At 58.3% G+C, this 18904-nt stretch carries 17 protein-coding genes, 1 tRNA gene and 1 pseudogene; 6 read left to right on the top strand and 13 right to left on the bottom strand.

Annotated elements, in window-relative coordinates; genetic code table 11:
* Window positions 1–102 precede the first annotated feature (102 nt).
* From JHC09_RS01490 to JHC09_RS01465, 6 genes and pseudogenes are all read right to left on the bottom strand, one after another.
* On the bottom strand, window positions 103–738 hold the full coding sequence (locus JHC09_RS01490; RefSeq protein ID WP_199530531.1) for an exopolysaccharide biosynthesis protein: 636 nt from the start codon (window positions 736–738) through the stop codon (window positions 103–105).
* Between the two features lie 60 nt (window positions 739–798).
* Window positions 799–1524: a Bax inhibitor-1/YccA family protein gene (locus JHC09_RS01485; protein ID WP_248308828.1), complete on the bottom strand. Its 726-nt coding sequence runs from the start codon at window positions 1522–1524 to the stop codon at window positions 799–801.
* A 14-nt stretch (window positions 1525–1538) separates the two neighbouring features.
* The gene (locus JHC09_RS01480; protein ID WP_199530530.1) at window positions 1539–2291 is read right to left on the bottom strand and encodes an anti-sigma factor; all 753 of its coding nucleotides are present in this window, start codon (window positions 2289–2291) and stop codon (window positions 1539–1541) included.
* Window positions 2284–2802, bottom strand: a pseudogene (locus JHC09_RS01475) (sigma-70 family RNA polymerase sigma factor). Before JHC09_RS01475 ends, JHC09_RS01480 begins: the two are co-directional and overlap by 8 nt.
* A 115-nt stretch (window positions 2803–2917) precedes the next feature.
* On the bottom strand, window positions 2918–4012 hold the full coding sequence (locus tag JHC09_RS01470; protein WP_349236495.1) for a Xaa-Pro peptidase family protein: 1095 nt from the start codon (window positions 4010–4012) through the stop codon (window positions 2918–2920).
* A gap of 9 nt (window positions 4013–4021) precedes the next feature.
* Entirely contained in the window at window positions 4022–5413 is a 1392-nt protein-coding gene (locus tag JHC09_RS01465) for a M20/M25/M40 family metallo-hydrolase (protein WP_199530529.1), read from the bottom strand.
* Between the two features lie 383 nt (window positions 5414–5796).
* Here JHC09_RS01465 and JHC09_RS01460 point away from each other — a divergent pair, with 383 nt between their 5' ends.
* The 6 genes from JHC09_RS01460 (at window position 5797) to JHC09_RS01435 (ending at window position 11894) form a co-directional block, all read left to right on the top strand.
* Window positions 5797–7416 (top strand): ABC transporter substrate-binding protein, encoded by a 1620-nt coding sequence (locus tag JHC09_RS01460; protein WP_349236494.1) that lies wholly within the window; start codon window positions 5797–5799, stop codon window positions 7414–7416.
* A gap of 75 nt (window positions 7417–7491) precedes the next feature.
* Entirely contained in the window at window positions 7492–8571 is a 1080-nt protein-coding gene (locus JHC09_RS01455; RefSeq protein WP_169194043.1) for an ABC transporter permease, read from the top strand.
* Between the two features lie 9 nt (window positions 8572–8580).
* A complete protein-coding gene (locus JHC09_RS01450) occupies window positions 8581–9534 on the top strand; it encodes an ABC transporter permease (protein ID WP_199530528.1) in 954 nt (317 codons plus the stop codon).
* A gap of 7 nt (window positions 9535–9541) precedes the next feature.
* Window positions 9542–10558, top strand: coding sequence for an ABC transporter ATP-binding protein (locus JHC09_RS01445; RefSeq protein WP_199530527.1), 1017 nt, complete (start codon window positions 9542–9544; stop codon window positions 10556–10558).
* Entirely contained in the window at window positions 10555–11556 is a 1002-nt protein-coding gene (locus JHC09_RS01440) for a dipeptide ABC transporter ATP-binding protein (RefSeq protein ID WP_199530526.1), read from the top strand. Before JHC09_RS01445 ends, JHC09_RS01440 begins: the two co-directional genes overlap by 4 nt.
* A 261-nt stretch (window positions 11557–11817) precedes the next feature.
* A tRNA-Asp gene (locus JHC09_RS01435) sits at window positions 11818–11894 on the top strand.
* Between the two features lie 265 nt (window positions 11895–12159).
* On the opposite strand, the gene JHC09_RS01430 is transcribed toward JHC09_RS01435, so the two are convergent.
* The 7 genes from JHC09_RS01430 to urtA form a co-directional block, all read right to left on the bottom strand.
* A complete protein-coding gene (locus JHC09_RS01430) occupies window positions 12160–12495 on the bottom strand; it encodes an FmdB family zinc ribbon protein (protein ID WP_199530525.1) in 336 nt (111 codons plus the stop codon).
* A 9-nt stretch (window positions 12496–12504) separates the two neighbouring features.
* Window positions 12505–13734: a formamidase gene (gene fmdA / locus JHC09_RS01425; RefSeq protein ID WP_199530524.1), complete on the bottom strand. Its 1230-nt coding sequence runs from the start codon at window positions 13732–13734 to the stop codon at window positions 12505–12507.
* A 34-nt stretch (window positions 13735–13768) separates the two neighbouring features.
* A complete protein-coding gene (urtE, locus tag JHC09_RS01420) occupies window positions 13769–14458 on the bottom strand; it encodes an urea ABC transporter ATP-binding subunit UrtE (protein ID WP_199530523.1) in 690 nt (229 codons plus the stop codon).
* Between the two features lie 9 nt (window positions 14459–14467).
* Window positions 14468–15229 carry an urea ABC transporter ATP-binding protein UrtD gene (gene urtD / locus JHC09_RS01415; RefSeq protein ID WP_199530522.1) on the bottom strand — a complete coding sequence of 254 codons (762 nt, stop codon included), beginning with the start codon at window positions 15227–15229 and terminating at the stop codon, window positions 14468–14470.
* Between the two features lie 11 nt (window positions 15230–15240).
* Window positions 15241–16428: an urea ABC transporter permease subunit UrtC gene (gene urtC, locus JHC09_RS01410; RefSeq protein WP_199530521.1), complete on the bottom strand. Its 1188-nt coding sequence runs from the start codon at window positions 16426–16428 to the stop codon at window positions 15241–15243.
* A gap of 12 nt (window positions 16429–16440) precedes the next feature.
* Window positions 16441–17367 carry an urea ABC transporter permease subunit UrtB gene (gene urtB / locus JHC09_RS01405; protein WP_199530520.1) on the bottom strand — a complete coding sequence of 309 codons (927 nt, stop codon included), beginning with the start codon at window positions 17365–17367 and terminating at the stop codon, window positions 16441–16443.
* 70 nt (window positions 17368–17437) lie between these two features.
* Window positions 17438–18700: an urea ABC transporter substrate-binding protein gene (gene urtA / locus JHC09_RS01400; protein ID WP_199530519.1), complete on the bottom strand. Its 1263-nt coding sequence runs from the start codon at window positions 18698–18700 to the stop codon at window positions 17438–17440.
* Window positions 18701–18904 lie beyond the last annotated feature (204 nt).

Genomic DNA, 18904 nt, shown 5'->3' with positions numbered 1-18904 from the left:
TCAGTTGGATATTGGGTGCTGTCATTCATAAGAACGACCGATGATGTCGATCTGTTCATTTCAGATCGCCTGATTGGGTTGATGGCACTGGCTGCGGTCGTTTCAAAAGATTGCCGATATCGCCAGCCATGCAGCAAAAGCGAAGGCTGCGATAACGCCGGAGACAATCACGAGGGAGACAATGCCGGTCACTGTTCCGGCCAGAACCCAGATCCCGTCTTGCTGAATAAGACCCAGCGCGAGGATGCAAATGGCGATAGCTGGCAGCATATTGCCCAGCGGAATGGGCAGAAACAGTACGATAGCGAGAATGAGTGTGAGCGCGCCGACCAGATATTCTGCCGGTGGCTTTGTCAGTATGGAAAAGCGCGGGCGCATAAGCCGCTCGGCTTTCTCCAGCCATGGCCCAACCTTGGCCAGAATGCGGGCAAAGTCTGCGCGCGCAAAAGAGCGATCAGCGATGATGGCTGGTAGCCATGGAGCGCGTCCCAACATCAGCTGAGCCGCCAGAAATAGGAGCGGTGCTCCAAGCACGCCTGACACGCCTGGCGGCACCGGGATGGTATTGGGCACGGCGAACACAAACAGCATGGCGGCGATAGCGCGCTGATCGAGCTCTAGCAGCAGGTCGCGAATATAAATGCGATCCAGGTCAACGCGCCCGGCAATCTGGCCCAGCTTGGCTGAAAGACTAAACGTTTCATCGTCGCCGCTTATCGCGGTCTCTTTTGTCGACATAAAATTCCCCCTCTCGGCAAAGGCGCGCCACCGACCATCGGTCGGCAGCGCCCCTCAGCTTTACTCGTCTTGTTGGCCTGTCAGGCTGAGCAGCAGCTGGAAGATATTGATGAAGCTCAGATAGAGCGACAGTGCGCCCATAACGGCGAGCTTCTGGTTGCCTTCAGCACCATTGTGCTCTGCGTACTGATCCTTGATCGACTGTGTGTCCCAAGCGGTCAGGCCGAGGAACACCAGAATGCCGATGATCGAGACCGCGAACTGCAGAACGCTGGAGCCGAGGAAGATATTGACGATCGAGGCAATAACGACGCCGATCAGGCCCATGATCAGGAACGAGCCAAACTTGGCGAGGTTCGCTTTGGTCGTATAACCGTAAAGGCTCATCACGCCGAACATTGCAGCGGAGATGAAGAACGTACGGGCGATGCTCGACCCGGTAAAGTTCAGGAAGATGGAGGCCATCGACAGGCCCATCACCGCACAGAATGCCCAGAATATGCCTTGCGCTGCAGCAGCGGAGAGGCTGTTGATCTTGAACGAGAAGAACATCACGAACGCCAGCGGCGCGAACATGACAACCCACTTCAATGGCGAGGAGAAGATCGGCACGTAGAGGGCTGGTGTCGAGCCGACGAAGAAGGCTACGAGGCCGGTGATGACCAGGCCAAGGCCCATGTAGTTGTAGACGCGCAGCATATGCTGGCGCAGGCCTTCGTCGTAGACGGCGGTGTTCTGCGAAGCGGTGGCCGAATTACCCCATCGCATGTTGGGCTGGGATGACATCTGTCTCGTCTCCATTAGTATAAGGTGTCAGCGAGCATGTGCGCTGCGTTCAGTATTTCTGCTTCATCGCTGGCGCCGACGAGCGCATAGGCGATTTCCCCGATTTGCCAGTGCGCGAGAACGGCATTGCCCTCGCTGATGGCAGTAGGGTTGTGCGCATCGAAGTCGCCGGGGCGCGCTGCGAATATGGAAACCCGTCCCAAATCTGATGCACTGAGGGACATCTCGACACTGGGGCCAAACCGGGACGGATAAACCTGTACGTCTTCGACGGTCCAGCTCTCGGGCAGGGTCGGCATGACGATGGCTGTCGCCGCGAGGAGTTCCGCCGGATCGTATTCGGGAACCTCTGGCTGCGATGTCATGACCGCCCGCACCTGACTAACTTCGTGGGCGCGCAACGCTGCCTCAAGATAATCGGGCATCGGGGAGGGGCGCGAGAGTGCCGAAGTGGTCAGTGCGCCGATTGAGGCGCCCACCATCACCAGACCGCAGGCCGCTGCGACGGGACGCAGGCGGTTGAAAAAGACCCGTCGACCTATTGAGTTTTGTAGACGCCGGGCGAGATCCAGCGATGAAACGCGGATCGCCTCTGGCGCACCAACACTGCTCAAATAGAGCTCGTGGTTCACCCTCAGCTCGTCGATCACCTGCGCCGCCAGCTCGGGATTGCGCGCCAAGTGCTGTTCAACCACCACACGCCGCAGCGGATCAATTTGACCATCGATATAGAGAGTTAGATCCTCGTCAGTGACGTGCTCAGTCATTGTCGGTACTCCCTACGATCTTGAGATGTCTGGGGGGATTAAGAAGCTCGCCAGAGCGCAGCGCCTTGCGGGCACGGGAAACGCGCGACAGCAAAGTGCCTTCGGGCACATTGAGAACCTGTGCAGCCTCGGGATAAGTCAGCCCTTCAATGGCAATCAGGTGCAGCGCCTCGCGTTGCTCATCGGAGAGCAACAGAAAGCCGCGTCGGACTTCGCTCAATTGTACGGCATCGTCCTGATTGGGTGGGTAGCTTACGCTGCCAACTCGCGCCTTGTCGGCACTCGTGCGAACAACGCTGCGCCGATACCCATCGACGAAGCAATTGTGCATGATCGACATGAGCTAGGTTTTGAGAGAGCCACCAATTTTGAAGGACCGGCGCTCTTCATAGGCGCGGACCAGCGTTTCCTGCACCAAATCCTCGGCATTCTGCGGCTCGCGCGTTAGCGTCAGCGCGTACCGTCGCAGGTCTGGCAGGTGGTCAATCACTTTGGCGAGGCGGTTGCTCATCCAATATATACGCGCGACTTGCCCAACCCTTCCAATAGGTCATGAAAATAATTGACCGATCGTAGGTGAGAAATGAGCGTCAGGTCTTCCATCCTGACGCCCACGAGGTTCATGTCTATGCCGTATGGACTGTGCGAGGCAGGGACGAGAGGATTTCCGCCCCATCGGCGCGCAGAATGACGATGTCTTCAAGGCGAATGCCAAAGCGGCCCGGCAGGTAGATACCCGGCTCAATGGAGAACACCATGCCTTCGGCTAGAACAGTGTCGGACGACGCGGTGATATAGGGCGGTTCGTGCCCGCCAATGCCCATGCCATGACCGGTGCGGTGGACGAAATATTCGCCATAGCCCGCCTCGGTAATGACCCCGCGAGCCGCCGCATCGACATCGCGCGCCAGTGCGCCCGGAACCGCCGCCTTCAACGCCGCCTGCACCGCACGCTCCACGATGTCGTGGATCTCCGCATACCCATCCGGACCTTGGCCGATTATCGCCATGCGCGTGATATCGCTCGGGAAACCATCCGTGCGGCCACCGATGTCGAGCACTATCGCGTCTCCATCGGTAAGCTTGCGGTCACCGGTATGGTGGTGCGGAAATGCGCCATTGGGACCACTGCCAACCACGGCAAACTGCATGGGCGCGTTTTCAGAACTAAAGTGATCGCTGATGATCGCCATGAGTTCATTTTCGGTCATGCCGGGCTGAATAGCCTTGAACGCCGCCTGCATGGCGCGGTCCGCGATCAGCGCATTCTTCTTGAGCGCCGCATATTCGCGCTCATCCTTGCGCATGCGCAAATAGCTCAGCGTATCGTCCGTAAAGCTGCGCTTGGCCGAGGGCAGGGCGTCGAGCAACAGCATGGCAAAGTCGATGCGCATGGTTTCGTCAAAGCCAATGTGCTTTGCCGCAGTCGCACCAACATCGGCCAGCGCTGCCAGAAACGCCTCCTTCGGCCCAATATCATCGGACCAGACATGGAAGGCGATATCCGTCTCCGCCCGCGAGCCTTCCGCATTCAGCGCCGGCATGACAAACGCTTCGCGCTCAGGGCCGATCAGCAACAGGCACGGGCGTTCACACAACATTGGGTGAAAACCCACCAGCCAGTCCATGTGGGAGCTTGGTGCAAGCGCAATCAGATCAACATTTTGCTCGGCCATACGCTCACGCAGGCGCGCGAACTTGGCCTTAGTATTTTCGGTCACAGAATGCCCCTATGGCTTTGAAATCGCGTCGAGAATGCGGATCCAGCCGCGAATGCCCTTCTCGAACGAGCTAAGGTTATATTTCTCATTGGGCGCGTGCCCGCGGTCGTCCGCCGTGCCCCAGCCGACGAGCAAAGCATCCATGCCCAGAATAGAGCGGAAATCGCCGACAATCGGGATCGACCCACCACCGCCGGTGACAATCGCCGGATTATCCCACTCGCCCTTCAACGCCTGCTTGGCCTTGTCGAGAATTGGCGCGTCGTAAGGCAGCTGCACCGCTGGCGCCGCGCCATGATCGCCGAACTCAACGCGGCAATCCGCCGGAACTTTTGAGCGCACGTAGTCCCGGAAAATCGCGCGGATTTTGTGCGGGTCCTGATCATGCACCAGGCGGAACGAAATTTTTGCGGTGGCTTCCGCCGGAATGACGGTCTTGAAGCCTTCGCCCGCATAACCGCCGCTGATGCCGTTCACTTCCGCTGTTGGGCGCGCCCAGTTCAGCTCCAACATCGAGCGACCCTTTTCCCCGACCGGGATCGAGAGCCCAACTTGCTCGAGCATATGCGGACGAGACGCTTCCAGTGCATCCCAGACCTTCTTCAGCTCCGGTGGCGTCTCGTGCACGCCGTCGTAAAAGCCGGGCAGGGTAATGCGACCCGTCTCATCATGCAGTCCAGCAACAATCTTGCCGATAATATGCAGCGGATTGGCGGCAATCGCCCCAAACCCGCCCGAGTGCAAATCGTGGCTTGCCGCATAAATCTTGATTTCTTCGCCCACCAGCCCGCGCAATCCAGCGCAGATAGACGGCGTCTCGTCGTCCCACATGCCCGTGTCACAGACGAGGACATAATCGGCCTTAAGCTCGTCCTTATTGGCCTCAAGGAATGGCCGCGCCGATGGCGAACCGCATTCTTCTTCACCTTCAAAGATGATGGAAATCCGCGCTGGCAGCTTGCCATTGACCTCCTTATAGGCGCGCACCGCCTCCACAAAAGTCAGCAGCTGAGCCTTGTCATCGCAGGTGCCGCGACCGGAGATAATCTTCTGCCCCTTCGCCCCAATGCGGATCGCAGGTTCAAATGGCGGATGGTCCCACAGGTGCAACGGGTCGACCGGCTGCACGTCGTAGTGGCCATAGAACAGGTAATGCGGGCTCTCGTCGTCCGGGCCCGCATGATGGGCAACAACCATTGGGTGCCCGGTGGTGTCGCGGACCGAAGCGTCAAAACCGAGCTCAGTGAGATAGTCGGACAGCGCCTGCGCGGCCCGTCGACAGTCGGCGGCATGGGCCGGATCGGTTGAGATGGACGGTATGCGGACCAGATCAAACAGGGTCTGCAGGCTTGATTCGAGGTTAGCATCGGCCTGACGAAGGACCGGTTCGAGCTCAGACATGGGCACCGTATCGCTTTGCAATGTATAATTTTTTGAAGCCGCAAACACCGCCCGCCGTACTCAAGCAATACACTCTGTACCCTTGTATGTAAGCGGGCCTTAGCAACTTCCAGCATGACGATTTTAATTGTCTGACATCTCTTGGAAACCCATTTCTGATCGATGATGGCGCTTGTCTGGGCTTGACAGCGGACGGGACATGAATTTGTCTGACATATGTCTATTTCTGCTGAAATGGTCTTGGCTTAAGTTTTCCTGCGCCTTGTGCAAAGGGCAAACGCGGCGGGCCAATAGGGACAGCGGGATGCACGAATTTTACCGGGTGTTGCGGTTTGGCAGGGGGCCAACCGCACGCTCTCGGGTAATTTTGAGGGAGTTTAGTGGTGAGACGTATTATTCTTTTGGGCACGACTGCGCTTGCGATGGCAGCGTCGTCTGCAGGTGTGTCGCTCGGCTACGAAGGGCTGGAACTGGTCGCGCCAAACTGTGACGCTGGCAATAAGATCAGCGCCATCCGTGCTGTCGACGCACACACGGTCACGTTTGAGATGTGCGGCTCCGATCCGGCTTTCGAGCCTAAGGCCGCTTTCGTGTCCTTCGGCATCCAGCCTTCGGAACACATCAACACCGTTGGTACCACTAAGGACATTCTGTCCAACCCAATCGGCACCGGACCATACACGCTTGATTCGTGGAACCGCGGTGACTCGATCATCCTCAAGCGCAACGACAATTACTGGGGCGAAAAGGCCAACGCCGAAACTCTGGTTTTCCGTTGGAGCACTTCGGGCGCCAGCCAGCTCAACGAACTCCGTTCCGGCACTGTTGATCAGATCAGCACGCTCAGCCCAGACGATTTTGACGCCGTAAAGAACGATCCAGATCTGCAGTTCCTGCCGATTTCTGGCCCGAACACCTTCTATGTCGGCATGAACAACAAGTTCGCGCCATTTGATAACGTCAAGGTCCGTCAGGCGATTGCCATGGGCATCGACCGTCAGCGTATCGTTGACAACTACCTGCCTGAAGGCTCGGACGTCGCCAAGTTCTTCACCCCATGCACCATTCCAAATGGTTGCGTAGGTGACGAATGGTATGGTTTTGACCCAGTGGCCGCTAAGGCGCTTCTGGCCGAAGCTGGCTTCCCAGAAGGCTTCAAGACCAAGATTTTCCTCCGCGACGTCTTCCGCACCTATCTGCCTGAACCAAACACCATGGCTGTTGAACTGCAGTCGCAGCTCAAGAACAACCTCGGCATTGACGCTGAAGTTGTGGCTCTGGAATCCGGTGACTTCATCGGTCAGGCGAGCGCCGGTGACCTTGATGGCTTCCACCTGCTCGGCTGGGGTGCAGACTATCCGCACATCACCAACTTCCTCGATTACCACTTCGGTGCTGAGGTAAAGCAGTTCGGTAACTCCTTCCCAGAAATCTCTGGCCCACTGGCTGAAGGAGCGACCGTTGCGGACGTTGAAGCGGCTAAGCCACTCTACGAAACGGCCAACAACGCCATTCGTGATCTCGTTCCGATGATCCCGATCTCCCACGCGGCTGCGGCTTCAGCTGCGCGCTCCTATGTCGAAAATGCCGGCTATCGCCCATTCGGCGCTAAGCAGTTCAGCCTGGCAAACCCCGGCAAGGACACCATGGTCGTTATGCAGAACGCTGAGCCAATCAGCCTGTACTGCGGTGACGAATCTGACGGCGAGTCGACCCTGGTCTGCACCCAGATCATCGAAACCCTGCTCGACTACGCTCAGGACAGCGGTTCCATCGTCGGTGGTCTCGCAACCAGCTGCGATGCGAACGCAGACGCCACTCTGTGGACCTGCAACCTGCGTGAAGGCGTAAAGTTCTCGGACGGTTCGGACTTCGACGCCAATGACGTCGTTGCATCCTATGCTGCCGGTCTTGACGTGACTAACCCTGCGCACGTCGGCAACACTGGTACGTTCAACTACTACTCGTACCTCTGGGGCCTGATTAACGCTCCGGCCAAGTAAGCGATTATCGCTTCGAGCGAAGCGGGTGCTCCGGCACCCGCTTCATCAGACTTCTGCTCTTTTAGAAAAAGCCCGATGCTTGGATATGCGATAAAGCGTCTACTGAGCGCCATCCCTGTGCTGTTTGGCATTCTGCTGGTCACGTTCTCACTCTCTCGCCTGATACCCGGCGACCCCTGTAAAGCCATGCTGGGTGACAAGGTCAGCGAAGCGACCTGTATCGAGTTTGAGCGCAGTTTTGGGCTGGATCAGCCTATATGGGTGCAATTCTTCTATTATATTCGTGACGTCGCCCAGGGTGACTTCGGCAATTCCATTCGCTTTTCGCGTCCGGTAACCCAGATCATCATTGAGCGTCTGCCGATGACCATGGAGCTGGCACTGTCGGCTCTGGTGATCGCCACGATCTGCGGCATCGCTATCGGCATTTTCGCCGCTCGCCGTCACAACACTGCCGCTGACGTCGGCACCATGGCTATCGCCAATGTCGGTATTGCTATGCCGGTGTTCTGGCTTGGTCTGATGATGGCCTATGTCTTTGGCGTTATGCTCAAAGGTACCCCGTTCTGGCTTCCGCCCTCTGGGCGTTTGACGGCTGGTTTGGTGTCCGTGCCCTTCTATGAGGCATGGGGTTGGGAAATCACCAAGGGCACGTTCTTCGGCCAGATCGCCGAGTTCATCTCCAACTTCTTCATTTTCAACGCGCTCATCACCTTCAACTGGACCGTCTTCAATGACGCGGTCCGCCACATGATTTTGCCTGCAATGGCCGTGGCGACCATTCCAATGGCGGTTATCGCGCGTATGACCCGGTCCTCGCTCCTCGACGTCCTCGGTCGCGATTATGTCCGCACCGCGCGCGCCAAGGGTGTGCCCGACAACAAAGTCGTTCAGCGCCATGCGCTTGGCAACGCCATGCTGCCTGTCGTCACCATCCTGGGCCTACAAATGGGCGCGCTTCTGAGCGGCGCCGTTCTCACCGAGACAGTTTTTGGCTTGGCTGGGGTAGGGCGCATGTTGATGGAGGCGATCTTCGCCCGCGACTACCCAATCGTACAGGGTTTCACCGTGCTCATCGCCACCATTTACGTGGTCGTGAACCTCATCGTGGACCTCTCCTATACCTACCTCGATCCGCGCGTTCGGCCGCAATAGGACCCTGATATGAATAGCCTAAATACTGCAACTGCCAGGGCCGCTGAAATCGTGCTGGAAGAGGGCCTGCTCGGCGATCCAGTGCCGCTATGGAAGCAGACGTGGAAGCGTCTCTTGCGCAAGCGCTCTGCCCAAGTGGGCATGCTCTTCATCGGCTTTATGGTGTTGGTCGCAATCTTTGCGCCGCTCATTGCGCCCTATGACCCCAATCAGGTGCTGCTTGGCGTTGAGGATATCAAACGCCGCGAAGCGCCATGTATCCATATGTTCGGCTGCGATGTTGCCAATCCCCAGCATTTGATGGGCATTGACGGCAACGCTCGCGACGTCTTTTCCCGTATTGTCTATGGCTCCCGCATCAGTCTGATGATCGGCATTGTCACCGTTTCTGCGGCTCTCGTTATGGGCGTGCTGCTCGGCGCAATCGCTGGCTACTTCGGTGGCTGGCTCGACAACATCATCATGCGCATCATGGACGTCATTCTCGGCTTCCCATCTCTGCTTCTGGCTATCGCCATTGTCGCCGTGCTGGGGCCTGGCATCGTCAACGCGCTATTGGCCATATCCGTGGTCTCTGTGCCCGGATACGCCCGTGTGACGCGGGCCAGCGTCTTGTCGGTAAAGTCACAAGACTTCGTCGCTGCCAGCCGCGTCCTTGGCGCGAGCAAGTGGCGCATTCTGTTCACCCGCGTTCTGCCGAACTCGCTCACCCCGATTGTGGTTCTTGCCACTATGGGCGTCGCTGGCGGCATTCTTGAAGCTGCGGGCCTGAGCTTCCTTGGTCTTGGCGCTCAGCCGCCAATGGCGGAATGGGGCACCATGCTTGGTAGCGAGAAAGACCAAATCTTCTCCGCGCCGCACTTGGTCTTCTTCCCCGGCATCGCCATCGTCATCACAGTGCTCGGCTTCAATCTGCTGGGTGATGGTCTGCGCGATGCGCTCGACCCACGTTTGAACTCGTGAGGCGGCGATGAGCGAACCAATCCTTCAGGTCCGAGACCTCAGCACTCTCTTCACCACGCGCAACGGCACTGCGCTTGCCGTCGATAAAGTCTCGTTTGATTTGAAAGCGGGGGAGACCCTGTGTGTCGTCGGCGAGAGCGGTTGCGGCAAGTCCATTACCGCCCTGAGCATTGCCGGCCTTGTCCCCTATCCGGGCAAGGTCGTCGGCGGCGAGGTCATGCTTGGCGGCATCGATCTGCGCCGGATGACCCCAGCGGAAACCTCAAAAATCCGCGGCAATCGCCTGTCGATGATCTTTCAGGACCCGTCGTCTGCGCTGAACCCGGTGCATACTGTCGGGAAACAGATCGCCGAGGTCTATCGCCTGCATAAAGGCATGACCGAGGCCGAGGCCAAAGCGGCTGCCATCAAGCTTCTTGCCGCTGTCGGTATTCCTGATCCTGAGCGCCGCATGAAGGCCTATCCGCACGAAATGTCGGGCGGCATGGCACAGCGCATCATGATCGCCATGGCTTTGGCCTGTCAGCCTGAAGTTCTCATCGCCGACGAGCCAACCACAGCCCTCGACGTGACCATTCAGGCGCAAATCCTTGAGCTGATGCGCGAGCTGCAAAAGGATTTTGGCACTGCCATTATTCTGATCACCCACGATCTGGGTGTCGTCGCTGAAATGGCCGACCATGTGGCCGTCATGTATGCGGGGCAGGTGGTTGAATATGCCGACGTGCGGACCTTGTTCCGCTCGCCCCAGCATCCTTACACCAAAGCGCTTCTGCGCTCGATCCCGAGCATGGATGCCGGGCAGGAGATGCTCGAAGTCATCGAGGGCCGCGTCCCTCAACTGACGCACCTGCCGCAGGGCTGTCGTTTTGCGCCGCGCTGCACGGCGCGCCGCGAAGTCGATGAGCCGCGCTGCACAAGTCTCGTTCCGGACCTGCTGCCCGTTGCTCCCGATCACCATTCCCGGTGTTGGCTGACGGCGTCGTCCGCTACCGAAATGCATAAACAGGCTGAACTGCTATGACCGCCTTGTTGGAATTGCGCGATGTGAAAAAAGAGTTCGCCGTCACCGGCGGTCTCTTCCAACGCGTCGTTGGCAAAGTCGCGGCGGTGAACTCCGTCAATCTCGCCATCGAAAAGGGCAAAACCCTTGGCATCGTCGGGGAGAGTGGCTGCGGAAAGTCGACCCTTGCACGCGTTGTCGTCGGCCTGCACCCCGCCACCGGCGGCGAGGTCATTTTTGACGGCAAGCAGATCAATAAGGGTGACGCTGGCGTCAGCTTTGAAGCCAGCCGCCGCATCCAGATGGTCTTTCAGGACCCATACTCATCGCTCGATCCGCGCCTGCCGATTGGTCGGTCAATCGCTGAAGGCTTGGCGGTCCATGGTATCGGCAATGAGGCGAGCCGCCGAAAGGCCGTCGGAGAGATCCTCCAGCGTGTCGGCTTGCCAGCGCAAGCGGCGGACCGTTATCCGCATGAGTTCTCTGGCGGTCAGCGTCAGCGCATCGGCATCGCCCGCGCGCTGATCCTTGAGCCCGAACTTCTGGTCTGCGACGAACCCACGTCTGCCCTAGACGTCTCGGTTCAGGCTCAGATCCTCAATCTATTGCGCGTGCTCAAGAGCGAGCTGAACCTCACTATGATGTTCATCTCGCACAACCTCGCCGTCGTCCGTCACATCGCCGACGACGTCGTGGTGATGTATCTCGGTCACGTCGTCGAGATGGCCCCATCGGCTGAGCTCTTCGCTAATCCCCGCCACCCCTATGCGCAGGCATTATTGTCCGCGACCCCGGTGGCTGACCCAGACCGTCGGGGCACCCGACTGCGTCTCACGGGCGAACTCCCCTCGCCAATGAACCCGCCAGCCGGATGCCCCTTCAATCCGCGTTGCCCATTGGCCAACGATCGCTGCCGCACCGAAGTGCCTAAACTGGCGCAAGCGGGCTCCGCCCGTGTCGCCTGCCACGCCGTCCAAGAGGGACGAGCCTCCAAGCTGGAAGCTCTTATTCCCGCTTAAACTTGGGCCAAGCACCGCAAAAGCTCATGGCGTCTCCATTGGAGGCGCCATTTTTTCGTGTTCAGGGCAGGGCGTAGCCATCGACAAAGCCCCTGCCAAGCCCTTCACGGCGCCCAAAAGTGCCAGCCAAGTGCCAATGATAGGCCCATCGGCGCCACAGATGTTGAAAAGCTTTGAGAATTTTCTTGGGGCCGCTTTACAGGGGCAAATCACGCCCCTATACAGAGCCCACGTTGCGCCGAACGAGAGTTCGCAAGCGCTGCGGGAGTAGCTCAGTTGGTTAGAGCGCCGGCCTGTCACGCCGGAGGTCGCGGGTTCGAGCCCCGTCTCTCGCGCCATTTTCTTTCATGAAATTGTTGTTCTGAAGTCAGGGTGCCCCTGCCAAGTCCTTGCGCTTTATTCGCTTTCGGGCAGTCGGAATGTTGACTGGAATGTCTGTCGCTTGAAGCCTGTAATTCGCACCGTTTTGGGCAGTGCGTCACCAAGACGAGTGCGATCCCTTACAGTCTCACTCCCATAAGTTTTTCTCGCTTCACCTTGTGAAGAATGGTGCCTCCCGGAGACTGGCGGGCCAACCGGGGAGGCGTGTTTGGTGCAAGTAGCCTAGTGACTGATCATCCAAGGTCTGGCGGCAGGGAAGCTCTTGGAGCCGTCGGGTCGGACTAAGGTGGAGCGCCCTTTCTTGCCGGTGCTGCTGCAACACGAGCAGCCTGGTCCATGCGCTGATCCACCCCGTTTGGGCTCGTGACGCGCCCGCTCGTTGGTGGCAAAAGCTCGCCGATTTGAGGCTTCCATGCCCGTAATATAGGGGACCGTAAGGAAAGCCCGCGGCGCGGGCTCTCCACAATCTGGGCAGGCACAGGGCTCTGCCGATTGGGCCATGGGACGCACAGCCGAGAACGGGCCGCAGTCCTGGCATTGATAGTCATAATTGGCCATGATGTTCCCCTAGAGGTCGCGCGCCAGCGGCATGTCCACCGAGCCATCGAGGAACTTCTTTGGCCCCTCGGAGCCGGGCATGATGTCGAATTCGAAGATGTCCGTCGGCAACCACAGCGTGGCGCAGGCATTGGGAATGTCGACCACGCCAGAGATATGGCCCTGCACCGGGGCTGTCCCGAGGATCGAATAGGCCTGAGCGCCCGAGTATCCGAATTTCTTTAGATATTCTATGGCGTTGAGGCAGGCCTGACGATAGGCCGTGGTGACATCGAGATAGTGCTGGGTGCCGCTTTCGTCGACTGAAATGCCTTCAAATATGAGGTAGTCATCATATTTGGGGGTGATTGGAGAAGGGCGGAAGATTGGGTTCTTGATCCCATATTTGGCCATGCCGTCTTTGATCAGACTGACGCGAATATGCAGCCAGCCCGCCATCTCGATAGCGCCGCAGAAGGTAATTTCGCCGTCACCCTGACTGAAGTGCAAATCGCCCATCGAGAGGCCCGCCCCATCGATATAGACGGGGAAATAGATCTTGGACCCGCGGGAAAGGTCCTTGATATCGCAATTGCCGCCATGTTCGCGCGGCGGCACCGTGCGCGCGGCTGTTTTCGCGGCGGCGTCAAAAGCATCTCCTTTGAGCGGGCCAAGGTGGGCGGCATTGACCTCGGGGAGTTTGGCGAGCGAGGGGACGCGGGTTGGATCGGTATCGTTGAGCTTTTTCTCGCGCGTGTTCCACAGATCGAGCATTTTATGATCGGGTAGGCAGCCGATCAGGCCGGGGTGAATGAGGCCTGCATATTTGACGCCCGGAATATGGCGGGACTCGGTGAACATGCCTTTGAAATCCCAGATCGATTTCTGAGCACTCGGAAAATGCTTATCGAGAAAACCGCCGCCATTGTTGACAGAAAAGAAGCCGTTAAAGCCCCATAGGGAGTCTTCAAAAGCGCCGATGTCGAGAATGTCGACGACGAGTAGATCGCCCGGCTGTGCGCCTTTAACGCCAATTGGACCTGAGAGAAAGTGGACCTGATTGAGATCGACATCGCGCACGTCGGCGGCGCTGTCGTCGTTTTTGATCTGGCCGCCAGTCCAGTCATAAGTTTCGACCTTGAAGTCATCGCCCGGCTCGACCCAACAGGCCATCGGAATGTCCGGATGCCAACGGTTGTGGATCTTCTCGTTGGTGTATGGGCTTTCGTTGAGATCGACCTTGATCAGTGTTTCGGTCATGTCTGGTCCTCTTTTAGGCGATGAATGGCAATGGCTAGACGGAAAGGAATGAGGAGACTTTCGCCTCATCGATGCCGGTGCGGGGGCTTTCGTGGACGATCTCGCCATTTTCGATGACCAGCACGCGGTCAGCGATATCGAGCGCAAAGCTCAGCACCTGTTCAGAAACGACGATGGAGAGGCCTTTGTCGTCGCGGATGCGGCGCAGGGTCCGGGCGATCTCTTTGATGATCGAGGGCTGAATGCCCTCGGTGGGTTCATCCAGCAGCAAAACTTTTGGACGCGAGGCCAGCGCTCTGGCGATTGCCAGCTGTTGCTGCTGGCCGCCCGAAAGATTGCCTCCGCGACGTCCCTTCATATCGAGGAGCACGGGAAAAAGCTCATAGAGGTCGGGCGGCACCTCGCGGTCGTCGGTGACGGTGAGGCCGGTCTCGATGTTCTCTTTCACCGTCATGGTCGAAAAGATCATGCGGCCTTGTGGGACATAGGCGAGGCCAGAGCGTACGCGGTCGAAGCTTTCGGTGGCCTCCACCAGCTTGCCGTCAACGGCGATTGTGCCGCTCCGTGAGGGGACGATGCCCATGAGCGACTTCATCAGCGTGGTTTTGCCCATGCCGTTGCGGCCCATGATGGCGACAATCTCGCCGGGAGCGACATCGAGCGAGACGCCGTGAATGACTTCACTCTGGCCGTAGGAAACGCGCAGCTTGTCGATTGCGAGCATGATGGCCTCCTAATGACCGAGATAGACTTCGACGACTTTGGGATCGTTTTGGACATGGTCCATCGTGCCCTCCGAGAGCACTTTGCCCTGGTGCAAGACCGTGACCCGGTGGGCGATGTCCTCGACGAACTTCATGTCGTGCTCGATGACGATCACGGAGTGCTGCTTGATGATGGTGTTGAGCAGCTCAGCGGTTTTGATGCGCTCGGCGACACTCATCCCGGCAACGGGTTCGTCCAGCATCAGCAGTTCGGGTTTCTGGATCAGCAGCATGCCGATTTCGAGCCATTGCTTTTGGCCGTGGCTGAGAATGGCGGCTTCCGTATCTAGGTGATCTTTGAGGAAGATCATCTCCGCGATCTCCTCGACCCGGTTGGTCACCTCATGATCGCGCCGAAAGGCCAAAGCACCCCAGACGGTTTTCCCGCGCGGAAACGAGAGTTCGAGGTTTTCGAAAACCGTCAAATCCTCGTAGATGGATGGGTTCTGAAATTTCCGCCCAACCCCGGTGTGAACGATCTGGTGTTCCTTCATCGTCGTCAGTTCCTTGCCGCGGAAACGGACGGAACCGGATGTTGCTTTCGTTCGACCGCAGATGAGGTCGAGAACGGTTGTTTTTCCCGCCCCATTGGGGCCGATGATGACGCGGATCTCGTTCTCATCGACGTAAAAGGACAGGTCGTTCACGGCCTTGAAACCATCGAAGGACACGGTGAGGCCTTCGACTGCGAGCAGGAAATCCTTCGGCGCTACGTCTGAAATGAACGTCATAGTTCGGGGTCCTATTCGGCTGCAGCTTGAGAGGGGATGGGAGCTATGGAGGCCACGGGCAGGGGCACAGGCGGCGCTGTGACGGGGGTAGTCGGAGCCGGGCGCGGCCGCTCCCGCAGGCGGGCCCAGATCGGCTCGACATAACTCTTCCAAATACCGGCCAAGCCGTTGGGGAAGGCCATGACAACGGCAATGAAGAGGCCGCCCATGGCAAAGAGCCAGAGTTCCGGAAAGCTCTCGGAAAACGTGGTCTTTGCCCAGTTCACCAGCAGAGCCCCGTAGACCGCGCCGAAGATCGACAGGCGTCCGCCGACAGCGCAAAAGATCACCATTTCGATGGATGGAACAATGCCGACAAAGGAGGGCGACATGAAGCCGACCTGGAGGGCGAACATGGCACCACCAATGGCGGAGAAGGCAGCAGCGAGGCAGAAGACGAAAATCTTGAAATTGGCGACGTCATAGCCCGAGAACCGCACCCGATCCTCCTTGTCGCGCATAGCGATCAGGAGGCGGCCGGCCTTGGAGCCTTTGACGTAAAGAGCGATCAGGATAACGCCCAGCAGCAGCGCTGCATTGACGAAATAGAGGATGAACTTGGCGCTGTCGGTGCGGATATCCCATCCGAGCAGGGTTCGCAGGTCGGTCATGCCGTTGATGCCGCCCGTATACCCCTGTTGCCCAACGATCAGAATGGTCAGAATGGCGGCGATGGCCTGGGTGATGATGGCGAAGTAGACCCCGCCGACCCGGCGTTTGAACATGGCCGCGCCGATGATGTAGGCAAACACTGTCGGGACGACGATGATCGCAAGGATCGCCACGGGGAAGGACTGGAACGGCACCCACCACCAGGGCAGCTCGGTCACCTGGTTCCAATCCATGAAATCGGGGATGCCCGGTGTCGACTGGATGGCGGTGTTTTCCGGAGATGACGCCTCAAGCTTGAGGAACATGGCCATGCAGTAGCCGCCAAGGCCAAAGAAGATGCCTTGGCCGAGGCTCAAAATGCCCCCTAAGCCCCAGCACAGAACGAGCCCTACGGCGACGAAGGCATAGGTTAGGTATTTGCCGACGAGGTTGAGGCGGAAGAGATCTAGCGTTAGGGGCAAAACCACCAGCAGCAGCGCAGCGATGACTGCAAAGGCGAGGAGGTCTTTGTTTATCGGGCGTTTGGATGCAGAGGTCGCGAGTGACATAAGAGTGCTCCTTCAGCGACGAATTTTGAGAGTGAACAGCCCCTGCGGGCGCAGCATCAAAATGCCGACCACGGTCAGCAAGGTGAGGACCTTGGCCATGGAGCCCGACAGGAAAAACTCCATTGTCGATTGGGCCTGGCTAATGGCGAAAGCGGAGGCAATGGTGCCGAGAAGGCTGGCAGCGCCGCCGAAAACGACGACAAGGAAGGTATCGACGATATAGAGCTGGCCGGAGGTTGGGCCGGTCGAACCGATCATGGTGAAGGCCGATCCTGCGACCCCGGCAATCCCACATCCAAGACCAAAGGTCAGACGATCGACCCGCTTGGTGTCAATGCCAACAGCCCCCGCCATCACCCGGTTCTGAGTCACGGCACGCACTTGCTTGCCCCAACGGGATTTGAACATCAGCAGGAAAACGCTCGTGGCGATCAGTGTCGTCAGGCCCATGACGAAGAGGCCATTGATCGGCACTTCGATGATATCGGTGAGGGGAAGCGATCCCATCATCCAATCGGGCAGGGTGACACCCACTTCGCGCGCACCAAACACCGTGCGGTAGAGCTGTTGCAGAATGAGGCTGAGCCCCCAAGTGGCGAGCAGAGTGTCGAGTGGGCGTCGGTAGAGATGCCGGATCATCGACCACTCCACCAAAACCCCAAGCGTGAAGCTGGCGCAAAAGGCCAAGGCCATGGCGATAAAGAAATAGACTGGGAATAGGGCTGGGACGAAACTGGTAACGAAAAGGCTGACGCCCCAAGTGGTATAGGCACCCAAGATCATGAATTCGCCGTGCGCCATGTTGATGACGCCCATCTGGCCGAAGATGATGGCTAGGCCCAGCGCCATAAGCACGAAGACCGAAAACAAGCTCAGCCCGGCAAAGCCCTGCATCGCCAGGATCGAGAAAAACTGGTCATATGTGTAATCACCGATCATTTGCGCCTCGCTAATTGATGGAGAGTTTGGCGGCCCCTAAAGGGACCGCCGTTGGCGTCAGAAAATCGGCTTATTGGTAGCCTTCTGGGAACGGATCGGGTTCCATCAGGTCGGCGGTTTCGTAGACAACGTCATACTGCCCGTCGGTGCGGGCGTGTCCGATGCGCAACTTGCTCCAGAGGTGGTGGTTGTCGTGAACCTTGACGTAGCCTTCCGGGGCGGTGGTCAGTTCTATGCCCGGCGATGCTTCGCGCACTTTATCGATGTCAAAGCTGCCAGCACGCTCGACCGCGGCCTTCCAGAGCCAGGGGCCGAGGTAGGCCGCTTGCGTCACGTCGCCGATGACGATGCCGTCGCCCCAGCGCTCCTTGAACGCCTTGACGAAGGCGGCATTGTTGTCGTTCTCGATCGATTGGAAGTACTTCATCGCGGCATAGGCGCCGACGATGTTCTCGCCGCCGATGCCGAGGATTTCGTCTTCCGTCACCGAAATGGTGAGCAGCAGTGGCGCTTCCTTGGTGAGGTCGATACCTGCGGCCTTGAGCTGCTTGTAGAAGGCCACATTTGAGCCCCCCACGACGATGGCATAGATGACGTCTGGCTTGGTCAGCTTGATCTTGTTGATGACCGAATTGAACTGGGTATGTTCGAGCGGGTAATATTCCTCGCCGACGACCTTGAGCCCCTTCATCTCGATATGCTTGCGGGCAATCTTGTTGGAGGTGCGCGGCCAGATATAGTCCGAGCCCAGCAGGTAGAAGCTCTTTGCGCCCTTGGTGTCGACCACCCAATCAATGCCCGCAAGGATCTGCTGGGTTGCTTCTTGGCCGGTGTAAATGACGTTCGGGCTCTCTTCGAGACCTTCGTAGAAGGTGGGGTAGTAGAGCATGCCGTTATATTGCTCGAAGACGGGCAGCACCGCCTTGCGCGATGCTGAGGTCCAGCAGCCCATGACAGAGGCTACCTTGTCCTGAACGAGCAGCTTCTTGGCCTTCTCGGCAAATGTAGGCCAATCGGAGGCGCCGTCTTCCTGAATATACTTGATCTGGCGACCGAGAACGCCACCAGCGGCGTTGATTTGCTCGATGGCAAGGATTTCCGCCTGCACCGAACCGGTCTCGGAAATCGCCATGGTGCCGGTCACCGAGTGGAGGATGCCCACGGTCACATCTGTATCGGTGACGGCGAGGCCGCTGGTATTGACTGCGGCCGTCGATGTGTCGGCGAAAACGCGCGTTGTGCCCAGCATGCCCAGCGCTGGAATGGTTGCCATGGCCGCCAAGAGTTTGCGGCGGTTGAGTTTGAAGGGGCCTTGGCCCGTTGCATCAGTCATTGAAATGCCCTGTCCCTGTTCGCGGCTGCGGCGGGTTTCACCAGCAACTGAGCAAGGATTGGGCATTTTATTGCTTTGCCTCTCAACGGGGCATTTGACGTATTCCAGTGCGCGAGATTTCCCCCTAGTCTGCGTTATGTCGCGAGCGATCTGAGGGACGATACCCTCGCGACTACGATGAAATGCGAATGGCACGATACCCGA

This window comes from Devosia sp. MC532, assembly GCF_016461625.1.
Classification (GTDB): domain Bacteria; phylum Pseudomonadota; class Alphaproteobacteria; order Rhizobiales; family Devosiaceae; genus Devosia.
Note: the sequence above shows the minus strand (reverse complement) of the source record. Positions and strands in the feature narration are given on the sequence as shown.

Coding starts and splice junctions, on each gene's coding strand:
- JHC09_RS01480 (WP_199530530.1), bottom strand. CDS start 2,291: ATGACTGAGCACGTCACTGACGAGGATCTAACTCTCTATATCGATGGT.
- JHC09_RS01430 (WP_199530525.1), bottom strand. CDS start 12,495: ATGGCCAATTATGACTATCAATGCCAGGACTGCGGCCCGTTCTCGGCT.
- fmdA (WP_199530524.1), bottom strand. CDS start 13,734: ATGACCGAAACACTGATCAAGGTCGATCTCAACGAAAGCCCATACACC.
- urtE (WP_199530523.1), bottom strand. CDS start 14,458: ATGCTCGCAATCGACAAGCTGCGCGTTTCCTACGGCCAGAGTGAAGTC.
- JHC09_RS01440 (WP_199530526.1), top strand. CDS start 10,555: ATGACCGCCTTGTTGGAATTGCGCGATGTGAAAAAAGAGTTCGCCGTC.
- urtA (WP_199530519.1), bottom strand. CDS start 18,700: ATGACTGATGCAACGGGCCAAGGCCCCTTCAAACTCAACCGCCGCAAA.
- JHC09_RS01485 (WP_248308828.1), bottom strand. CDS start 1,524: ATGTCATCCCAGCCCAACATGCGATGGGGTAATTCGGCCACCGCTTCG.
- urtB (WP_199530520.1), bottom strand. CDS start 17,367: ATGATCGGTGATTACACATATGACCAGTTTTTCTCGATCCTGGCGATG.
- JHC09_RS01465 (WP_199530529.1), bottom strand. CDS start 5,413: ATGTCTGAGCTCGAACCGGTCCTTCGTCAGGCCGATGCTAACCTCGAA.
- JHC09_RS01490 (WP_199530531.1), bottom strand. CDS start 738: ATGTCGACAAAAGAGACCGCGATAAGCGGCGACGATGAAACGTTTAGT.
- JHC09_RS01455 (WP_169194043.1), top strand. CDS start 7,492: ATGCTTGGATATGCGATAAAGCGTCTACTGAGCGCCATCCCTGTGCTG.
- urtC (WP_199530521.1), bottom strand. CDS start 16,428: ATGTCACTCGCGACCTCTGCATCCAAACGCCCGATAAACAAAGACCTC.
- JHC09_RS01450 (WP_199530528.1), top strand. CDS start 8,581: ATGAATAGCCTAAATACTGCAACTGCCAGGGCCGCTGAAATCGTGCTG.
- JHC09_RS01445 (WP_199530527.1), top strand. CDS start 9,542: ATGAGCGAACCAATCCTTCAGGTCCGAGACCTCAGCACTCTCTTCACC.
- urtD (WP_199530522.1), bottom strand. CDS start 15,229: ATGACGTTCATTTCAGACGTAGCGCCGAAGGATTTCCTGCTCGCAGTC.